This is a genomic window from Mariprofundus sp. NF (assembly GCF_013387455.1).
Classification (GTDB): Bacteria; Pseudomonadota; Zetaproteobacteria; order Mariprofundales; family Mariprofundaceae; genus Mariprofundus.
The window spans coordinates 1-10483 of record NZ_VWNC01000011.1 but is presented as its reverse complement, the minus strand read 5'-3'; the positions used below and the strand labels follow the sequence as shown (position 1 = coordinate 10483).

Here is a 10483-nt window from a genome sequence, read left to right as displayed (position 1 = left end):
TAATAGTACTCATTCAGGAAAAATTTACAAAGTCACATGCCCTTATCTGGCCGTGATTGATTGTGGATATAAGACTTGAACATATTGAAAGAGTTGATTTTAAGGACGCTCCCCATCGTAGTCAAAGCTACAGGCGTTCAAAACTTCTGTAGGAATGCGTTCTGTCCTAGTGTACGCATCTCGTCGCCCTCTCTCTGAAATTAGATGTAAGTGCTTTCTAGCCCTGGAACCAATCACATAGAGTAATTTCTTCGCACTATCATTTGAATTGCCAGAATAAGGCACCAATCCTTGAAGCAAGGCATAAGCTATAACAACATCGAATTCTCCACCTTTTATTCCATGGATTGTAGAGACTGTTATTCCACTTCGACTTTCGAATACTTTACGAAATGCATCAATTGTATTGATAAACGTAGTGCCCTCTTTCTGGATACGTTGAATTCGAGCACGTGAACTTGAAAAAAATGCATCGTGATGCTCAACAAGGGAAGGGAAATCGCTATAATCAATATTTAATCGTTCGAACAATTGATCCATAAACTGCTCTAGGTACTCAAGGCCATCCTGCTCAGCCAGCATTATCGTGTTACATTCCCTAAGTAACATCCGCCTAGAGATGCTAGATATATCAACATTTGCATCTTCTAATGATGATAATACCTCACCAGCCCATCGCAAACGACGAACATACATCGTTGGAGATGGCTCGGATAAAATGATCCTCGTTAACTTGTACCAAAAGTTATCAATATCACGAGTAAAGGGAACCATACCAGGGCCATCAAAACTATATTCGGGTAAAGCAGTCATCAGACTTCGAGTCATACTAGCTAAGAAGATCCACTGCGGGGCCAAAATACAAATTTCATTTTGAGGTACACCCTCCACTTCAATTTGGTGTCGAATAAGTTGAGTTAGCATTTCTACCAATTCACTCTTTTCTGTTAATGTGTCAAATGTAATCACACTTGGGAAGTCACTGAATTCACCTTCCGCCGATATAGACGTATCATAAACGTTGTAGTGACTAAAATATTCAACAATACGATTTGAACTACGATAGTTGAGCGATAGACTCATCTCTCTTTGTTCAATATTTGCCATCGCTTGAAATTCTCTAGCTGTAATCGCATAACCACCAAGAGATCCGTAGATTGCTTGATTGGGGTCACCAACAATGAACGACTTAACCCTCCCCTGACCCGCTTTTATAATTTCAGCTACAATCCTATATTGTATTTCTTTAGTGTCTTGATACTCATCCACCAATATGTAAGAAAACAATGAACTAAGTAGCTTGCTAATTGATGAGTGCTGAACAATTAACTCGTAAGCAAACAACAATATCTGTTCGAAATCTACTTGCTGATTATCGTGCAAGTTCGCACAATACTGATCCAGAATATTTTCGACATATGGTCTTTGAACAGCGCTACAAGTCAGAACTCGTTCCGTTGATGTGTAATGATGGCCACAGTTCCAAACTGTTATTTTAGGGTTTCGGAAAGGTAAGCATAGTTCAGTAATTTTCTGTTCTGTGTCATGGGAATTGATCACCCTAAATCCATACTTCAATGAGTCGTGATAAATACCATAAGGTTTTAATATCCACTCCAAACAAAAAGAATGAATTGTGCCAATCCAAAGCTTTGAAGTGTCCACCCCAAGCATTTCAATGCGCTCATGTATCTCATCAGCAGCTCTATGAGTGTACGTTATGGCTACCACCCATTTCTTTTCTTCTTTCAGTTTTGATAGCTCGCGAGCTATTTTGTAGGTCAGCGTTCTTGTTTTTCCACTACCAGGGCACGCCACCAAGAAAACGCTCTTTTCCTCCTCAATGGCCTCTACCTGTTCATCATTCAGGTCACTATCATTCCACATAAACATTGATCAGAGCCTTGCAAGAATGGGGTTGATTTTATCATTAGGCAAATGTGTGAGCATATCGGATCGAATTTGGTTGAAATTCAATACTCCATCACGGAAACCTTTCAACTTCGGGTACAATACCAATACAGCGGCTCGGTTAGTTGATATATATGTTTCCCAACTGGAATACCATTGTTCTGTTTGCCCTCTGGCTGCATCCACCATAGCTCTATTCGCGTCTAATTCCTTAGCAAACAAAAATAAACGGTGGTTCAGAATTTTGAAAATAACATCATTGCTGATATGTGCATGTGCAAAAAATATCGCGTTTACAATATACTCTGGAATAATCGTATTATAGTCGACAGCCTTACCTAATAATATTGCAAACCATCCTTTCCCTGAATGGTTCGCCATCGTTAGAGCACGCTTTCCAAATATTGCAATGTCACCTGATTCGAGTTCAGCCTCTGATGTGGCAATGGTAGTAGTATCTACATAGACATCCGGTAAAATACTAACAAGACTCTTACTATTCCCAACTGCAATGAAATCAACTTCGAATGTATGTGGGGCATAAAATGGTCTAACCCAAGTGTTACCATTGCAGAATGCATCAAGAGCTGCCTTTCTAGCAATGCCAGAGGCGCGAGAACCCAGTGCTCTTTTTTTTGCACTCTTTACAGCGTTGGTGTCTCCAACAATTTCAGTGGTATCAAAAAAAGTTTCATCCAGATCAGTAATAATACTGCACTTCTTTCTAATCCGATCATCATGGAATAACAAAGCAACATTTTCAAAACCAGTACTCCGGATATTCACTAGACTGATACCCAGCTCATCGAGACTGACACCCATCACTTTTTTGATTAAAATGGGGATTAATATTTCTTCCGCATCGCCTTCTACGAGCACTACGCTTCTAGCAAAAAGCAAATTACTCCGAATAGCATCTAGATAGCGTTGAACGCTTCCGATTTGATTTGGCAATAATCCTGCTGCTGGTTGAAATGCTTCACATTTTCCATCGACCTTACCTATAACATTGACGCTTTTTACATTACTAACCTCTGAAATATGAGATGAGTGTGTTGAGTAAATTACTTGCGCATTTGTATAATTAATCTTATCGAATAAAGACTTCTGAATATGAGTATGGATATGAGCTTCTGGCTCCTCAACTATTAAAAAGTTTGCAATAGACTGATTAGCCTTTTGATACTTAAATTCAAGCAACTTAAGTGTCAGGTAAATCAAATTTGCTCCGCCCAAACTCATCTCATGAATAGCGCCCTCGTGCCCATCATCAGATTCTGCAATAAACAATTTCAAAGATTGAAATAACTGTTCTGCTTCATCTGAGAGATCAGATTTAATCGACAAGGAGACTGGTGAGTAGGCATCACCCACTGTGTTATTGATGGTGGTATGGATGTCACCCCGAATTTCAATTACGTCAGACAGAGCTTCAATTGAACTATTCAAGACATCTACTTGATTCGCAATCGGACCGAATTCGGCTGGGTCGACTTCACCACTTTTTCTTTTCAGAAGGGTCAATAAAGGGTTCCGTCGATTGTTATGAAAGTCTGAAACGACATCTCTTAATGCTTGAATAAAGGTGAAAGACACTTCTTTACTCATGGATAAAATTGGAGGCATTCTACTTCCAATTTCGGGGGGATCTAGTTGGGCGGGGAACTGGACACCTACAAAGTCTCCAACGAGACGTTTGTAGACACTTGAATCGTTAAAATCAGCACTGCTTTTCCCCGTTACAACAGCCTCATAGTCATCAAGACTTAGTCTTCCAAGTATGAGTCCAAGACCTACGGTATCTCCTAACGTAAGTTGAGATAGCTCACTTCGAACCGATGCATTAGGTCGAAAGATTAAATTGTAGGTTGCTCTACTAACTGTTTCTCCTTCAATATTTCCTAGACCATGGAGGAATAGCGCTTGAATCGATTCATCTTGGGAGATTTCATCAAACTCCAAGCTGATGATAATCCAATGACCGCGCCAATCACCCAGTCCTCTAAAAAAATCCTTTTCATCAAGCTTGATGACTGAGCGAGGCATTGAATCATCTAGCAATAGTCGGATTGCTCTGAAAAGATTGGTTTTCCCCGAAGCATTCTCACCAATGACCGTGTTCACTCCTTTATTGAAAAAGAAACTCGTATTGGAAAAATTTCGATAATTCACCAAGCTAGCTTTGGATATATGCATTTCACTTTCCCTCCATCCACTTAGATCATAGCCTAAAATCTATAAGTTGAGGAGTTTCATCAATATCTACTGTAGAGAAAAAAATCTGAGGACATATTATTTAAGTCTAAATACCTGCTGTTAGCCGCGAGTAGTCGAAATAGCTAGAACACCAGGCTATACAAGGGGCCCTGACGCTCTTTCCCTACCCAATGCGCCCTTGGGCCGCAAGCCAGATGAAAAGGCAGCCCACGGCCACTTATGGACATTCGACAACAAATATAAATTGGAATATGATTTATTGCACTGCTAGAGACCTCACCCTGAGTTAAATATTAATTTGACCGCCCAAGATGTCGCTTCTAACTAAGGAGGCGAAGATTGGCTCTGTTCCATCATGTCGAAGACTCCAAAGGATTGTGTGAACTGTTTTCTGAGATAATGAAATCATTCGGACACGAAATGGTTTCATTTGAGAATGGTCTACATTACCTCAAACACATGGACTCCCCTGAATATATCTGCCCTGTAGCAATATTTACTGACATTGATATGCCTAAAATGGGTGGCTATGAGATGATAGAAAAAGTCATAAATCGTTATCCTAATCGTTTAATTGTAGTTCTTTCTGCTCATCGGGACAGCAATAATATCAATGAAGCACATGTATTTCAGCATGTGGATAAACCATTTCACCCTGAGTCTATGGGGACGATTGCTAAGGTCTTAATCGCCAAAAAAATCTCTCTTGGCCAAGATGCTGATTTCTTGAATGAGCGCTAATGGCCGACTATCGCCTGTGTCGCGACCGGCTAGGTGCGGCCATAAATGGACAGTCAGCAATCTTTCTGTAAAAATCGAAAATCCGCTTAAGGAAATCAGGAGGAGTTCCTTGTTTTGCCTTTAGTATGCAATAACATGGAAAACAAGGGCGTATACAGGAGGGTAATACATTGAAAATCAAGTGCACGTATTACCTAGTTAGGCTTTAAGGTATTAGAAAGGAAAATGGATAAGACGCCTAGAATAGCCACGTATGACAGACGAAAACTTTTTTTATGGCCAGAGGGTTCTCCGGCCATTTATGATTCAGACGATCATTTTAAAAGTTTGATCGCCACTGAGAAATGTGACATTTGTAACAAAAGCCTGATATTTGAAAAGAACCACACGGAAAGCCTGGACGAAGATTTTTATTACATTTTAATATGCCCTTCATGTGGGTACTGGAAAGGCAGAGCATGCTTTGATAATAGTCGCCTATTAAATGGCACGTTTTTCGAATTAATACATGATTTTGGAATCAATGGGAGAATAAGAAAATTACCATTAGATTCTAGAGAAATATCAACAGTAAGTCTATTGAAATACCTTTCCAGCCACCACTCTAATATGACACATATGAATCCATTTAGAGCCGAGAAGTTTGTTATGGATTTATTAGGGGATTGGTTTGAATGTGACGTGACATATGTTGGCGGATCAAAGGACGGCGGCGTTGATGGTTACTTGTTAAAAAACAACGATATTACGAGCATTATTCAGGTGAAATGGAGAAGGGAAATAAATAAAGCAGAATCAATTAGTACAATAAGAGAGCTAGCTGGTAGTATGCTAGTGAATAACGTCCCAAACGGATACCTAGTGACAACACGTGATCACGTATCCTCTCAATCAAAGCAAGAAATTGAATCGATAAATGATAGATCTATTGCTGGAATCGGCCAACTAAGTATTGGGTACAAAGCATATAATGACCTAATTGACATGATTGACCTCTCTTTTAGAAAAATGTCAGATAGCCCAAAACTCGAAATTGACGGTATAGAACCATATGACGTCGATGCTTTGTTTAACATAGATGATAGAGACAACGACAAGATTGTAATTGAAGATGATGACTTTGATGCAATGAAAATAATTCAAGAAAATACAGCGCTCGTGAATCAAGCTGATATGGCTTTATTCCTGCATGAGAATAAAATCATTAAGCCTAACAAATAACTGCATCTGAGCATGGCGTTAGAGGGCGAGAGAATATCGAGGTAAATTTATGGCAACAAAAAAATCCACTGGGTCAGGAAAACGAGATATCGTGCAGGTAAAAAACCCCAAATCGGGACACTATGTAAAGATCGACCGAAGTGCAGGAAAAATTGTATCCCACAAGAAGTCTGATGGACCCTATAAAGGTGTGCCGGTCGCAAGGAAGCGGAAATGATTGTATACAATCCGCTTGATGGCGATGCATTCACAAGCTCAATCCCTAGTAATCCACGGCATTGCTTCCTAATGACTAGGCTTGGTAAACCTGTCCCTGAGCCAGTGCAGGATATTCGCAATGCTGTCACGGAAGCTTGCAATAATTTCGACTATCAAGTTATTGACGCTAGTTCAAGAGTTACGGGGCGAGATTTTTTATTAAAAATATGGAAGCTAATTGCTTCAGCTCCTTTATCAATTGGCATATGCCACGAGGATATCGCTCAATCAACGCAAGCTAATATTTATTATGAGTTGGGCGTTGCGCAAGCTTTAGGTAAGGAAACTTTGCTTATCAAATCACCTTTAGCAAAAGTACCTAGCGATTTTGTCCGAACCGAATACATCGAATTCAATGAAGACTTTGAAAAAACCTTTAATTCGTACTTGAACTCACTTCCTGAGCAAGCAGATCATTATGAGTTGGTTGCTGACCAATTAGATCGTAATCCTATTTTAGCAATAGATTACCTCAAACGAGCTTTTCTAATATCTGGCGAAGAACGTCTTCGTGGGAAAGCTAAGGCTCTAATAGAAGGGGCTGGTTTGGGAGACCGAGCAACAAACAGTGTTGAACTACTTGCAGCTGCCTTCTAACAAGCAGCGCAAGCGGGACAAATTTATCCCCTTCGCGAGCGTCAGTTGAAAATGCGATCATCAGAAATTGGCCAAACGTCACCGTTCGCTAGATTGCTGCAGGGTGCTGGTTTGGAGTGCAATCACCTGAAAATTGCAATGGGTGTCGGGTTTGAATGCAATCTGCATTCATTGAACAGATAGTATATGGCCTACGGATATACTCGCTGCCATGGTACAAAATCCTTTGGCAACTTCTTCGAAATTGAAAACCTCTGGCGACCAGTATGTTCAAGAAATCCAAACTGATTTAGGTCTTGGAACCAAAACCAAAGATCTTTTGAACGCTTTTCAATCAACAGTTCATCATCCGACCAACCAAGCATTTTCGCTAGCCACTCATCTGCCGCGATATGCTTGATACTAATGGCCCCACCTTGTTGTCTTTTTATTTTATAATACCAAATTAGGCTTTTCCAAACTGGTCTAGAGCAATTCCATGAATGCATGGGTTTTGCTGTTACTGTAGGGCATGGAATCGAGAGGCGAGCCGAAACATTGTATATTTTCTCTTGGTCGCTGAGTAAGCAAAAATATTTTGCATATTCTTCTTCTCGACGCTTTTTATGTCTTAACTCTTCTAACTCAGACGTGAGTTTCTTTGTTGCTCGATGAGATAATTCCTCTATCCAATGTTGAATATTTACCCATTTTAAAATGAAGACAGGATCAGAATAAGAAGCAATGGGATTAAACCAAACTATAAGTGAAGGACGCTTTGCTTGTTCAACAACATTGGAAGACCCACAAAGTAAGAAGTATACCTCAACCTTTGTCTTCCCATTTACAATCCCGTCAGCTTTCCATCCTCCATTTTGATTTTCCCATTCGCCTAAAATGCTTGTCACTTTTGGAACAGCCTCTGCCTTTTTGGATACACTTTTTCCATAAACACTTACACCTTTTTTTAGCTGCTCAAGAAGAGGCCAATTTAGATCTTTTACCAGAAGATTGTTCGATTCTCTAAATAGCTTCATTTCGGCTTCAAAGCGATCAAAATACTTCTGATTGATTACATCAATATCTCGATCTAGTTGATTTCGTGTAGAAGTAATTAACGATGTTTCCCGGTGACTATATAACCAATGCCTGTTTTCTTTTTCTAACACAGCATTATGAATCACCTCTTCAGTTGCATCCCAAGGCAGTGTTGAGAGATTAATCTCAAATGCTTCTTGATTTATAGATTTGTATTTGTTTATTTCCTCGTAACCTTTCTTGTTGGTGACATGTATTTCGACAGCAACAGTTGCTCCATTTGGCTCGGTTACTAATACGTCTGCTACTAGTTGACCATTAGCCAGGGATACTTCCTGTTGGGCTGATTCCATCAGTATATGGTCTTGCTCAACCTCCCACGCTTTTATGTGAGGGATCCCGCAGTAATCTTCCGACTCTTCGATACCATGAAGAGGAGGGATTAATAGCCTTTTATTTTCCTTGGATGCTATTTCAAGAATTTGCTTTGCAGCTTTGTGTAGAGCTGACTCTCCACTGCATTCAGACAATGAAGCATGCGCGAAATGGTCTGATCGCTCTTTGCAATGCCTGGCAATTAGCTGCCCTTCACAGTCTGGGCAGACACAGTTACATGCCTTGCCGCGAGATACGACAGAAATATGAAGCATTTTGCCAGAATGAGACATGCCCCATCCAAGTTTCACCGAAGACAATTATCCTCCATTAGGATTAGAAGTTTCCTACTCGCACTTTATTAATCACATCCTCATTAGAGACTCTGTATGTCCATTTCCCTTTGATTTTAGCACATGTAAAGTACAGTCCAGAAGCAAACCTCATCTCCCATCCCCGATAATCAGACCTACTTCCTTTCACAAGAAGTCGCCCAGCTTTGGCATGGTTAGCTAAATGAAGCATACCACTCCACTCGGAGTGGTCATTAGAATAATAACCATTGAAATCACAAAGTAACTTCTCCTCATCTTTAAAGGAAAGGTTTGAAAAGAGTAAACACACCTTGGGCTTAATCTGCATGTTATTAATTTCAAATTCACAGTCACCATAGCTAATGGTTTGCCAAAAAGCTCTGCTAGCTTTTCGGGTAAATCCCTCTTCCTGCTTAATGTATTTTACTTCCACACCAAATGGAGCACTTTCAAACCCTTCACTGATTAAATGATTTTTTGGGTAAAGAATATAGTCAATTCTCACATTTACATTTTCAGCTAAGTGCTTGCCTTTAACTTCTGTATGAAGATAGAAATCATTTGAAAGATGAGCAACAAACCACTCTTTCAATTCATCTTCGCTTTTGAATCTATTCAACGCTAGTGACAACTCTTCAAACTGATCTTTCTTTAATCGATTTGTTTGATCAATTGTAAATTTAATCGCACGTTCCCGATCATAATCAGATACTATTTGCTCAATCAACTTCTCTAGCTGTGTGGTTGTCTCCCGTTCTTTCTCTGAGGCATTCTGTATTATTAATGATGGATCGTATTCATATCCATGAAGTTCACTTCTTTCTTGAATCAGATGGATAAACTGAGCATTCACAATTTCCCGTTCTGAATTTCGAGCCTTCAGAATCTGATCATCAAAAGGCTTCAGTAACTGCTCGCCCAGTTTCAGCATGGCATTATTTTTACTTATTGGATTCCCATTCTGTTCACCACAGTTCGTACATTGATATACATAATGAATGCTTCGGTTTGAATACTCTCGCCTTCTGATTTCCAAGTGACTTTTACAATCACACCTGGAACCCTCTAGCTGTACTCGAAGTGATTGCAGCTCATCCTCTATTTCCTCTAGACGTTTTATGGTTGATTCTAATTCCATCTGCATCCCTATTTAGAAAGTACTCTCATTGTAAGCTTTGGCCTGTTTATCCATCACGTTTGAGACAAAATCAACAGAGGTACTGAAAGCCAAATTTCCTTTCTGAGTATAGTAACTAATTGACCAATGTGAAATGCAACGTGAAGTTATTTGATTCCGAGCAGTAATACCCTCCCCTTAGAGTGCTTCCGTTATAAAATAGATATATTAAAAACACCAGTATATTCCAGCACGCAGGTTACAGAGAAGCAGGCAAGTGGTTGCACTAATCTGACATGCCAGTGCAATTGAATTCGGTAGGCTACTGCAAGAAAGTGACCGGCTGAGTTCTGCAAAAAAACAGTTATTCACAATAGCCTCTAATACTGTTGAAAACTCAAAGAAATATTTCATTTGAGTTGTTGCCGCAAGAAGCTACCTTTCAATTTCATATGGAGGGCCTGTGCCTTTTAAATTAATTATTCTTCTTCTTTTCTTTATGCTATCAGCATGCGTAATGTCAGCTACAAAAGATGTTTCTGCAAAAGATAAAAACTCTTTAATTATGATTCATGCTTCTTCCAAGGATTGAATCGCTACCGTATTGCTAGACACCCAAGAGCGTGACAAATTAGCTCTATGGAGGTCACGATGAGTGGCAAGCGATATACAGAAGAATTCAAGATTGAAGCAGTAAAACAGGTGGTTGATCGAG

General features: G+C 39.7%; 7 protein-coding genes. 3 read left to right on the top strand and 4 right to left on the bottom strand.

Going from position 1 to position 10483, the window contains the following annotated elements:
- Positions 1–99: 99 nt before the first annotated feature.
- Both F3F96_RS11915 and F3F96_RS11910 read right to left on the bottom strand, forming a co-directional pair.
- A complete protein-coding gene (locus F3F96_RS11915; RefSeq protein ID WP_241697821.1) occupies positions 100–1887 on the bottom strand; it encodes a UvrD-helicase domain-containing protein in 1788 nt (595 codons plus the stop codon).
- A 9-nt stretch (positions 1888–1896) separates the two neighbouring features.
- Entirely contained in the window at positions 1897–4107 is a 2211-nt protein-coding gene (locus tag F3F96_RS11910; protein ID WP_176963504.1) for an ATP-dependent endonuclease, read from the bottom strand.
- 360 nt (positions 4108–4467) lie between these two features.
- Here F3F96_RS11910 and F3F96_RS11905 point away from each other — a divergent pair, with 360 nt between their 5' ends.
- The 3 genes from F3F96_RS11905 (at position 4468) to F3F96_RS11895 (ending at position 6945) form a co-directional block, all read left to right on the top strand.
- Complete coding sequence (locus F3F96_RS11905; RefSeq protein ID WP_176963503.1) at positions 4468–4869, top strand: response regulator; 402 nt, start codon at positions 4468–4470, stop codon at positions 4867–4869.
- A 225-nt stretch (positions 4870–5094) separates the two neighbouring features.
- Positions 5095–6090: a restriction endonuclease gene (locus tag F3F96_RS11900; protein WP_176963502.1), complete on the top strand. Its 996-nt coding sequence runs from the start codon at positions 5095–5097 to the stop codon at positions 6088–6090.
- Positions 6091–6303: 213 nt separating this feature from the next.
- The gene (locus F3F96_RS11895) at positions 6304–6945 is read left to right on the top strand and encodes a hypothetical protein (protein ID WP_176963501.1); all 642 of its coding nucleotides are present in this window, start codon (positions 6304–6306) and stop codon (positions 6943–6945) included.
- 191 nt (positions 6946–7136) lie between these two features.
- On the opposite strand, the gene F3F96_RS11890 is transcribed toward F3F96_RS11895, so the two are convergent.
- On the bottom strand, positions 7137–8657 hold the full coding sequence (locus F3F96_RS11890; protein ID WP_176963500.1) for a hypothetical protein: 1521 nt from the start codon (positions 8655–8657) through the stop codon (positions 7137–7139).
- A gap of 16 nt (positions 8658–8673) precedes the next feature.
- Positions 8674–9582 (bottom strand): hypothetical protein, encoded by a 909-nt coding sequence (locus tag F3F96_RS11885; protein WP_176963499.1) that lies wholly within the window; start codon positions 9580–9582, stop codon positions 8674–8676.
- Between the last annotated feature and the right edge of the window lie 901 nt (positions 9583–10483).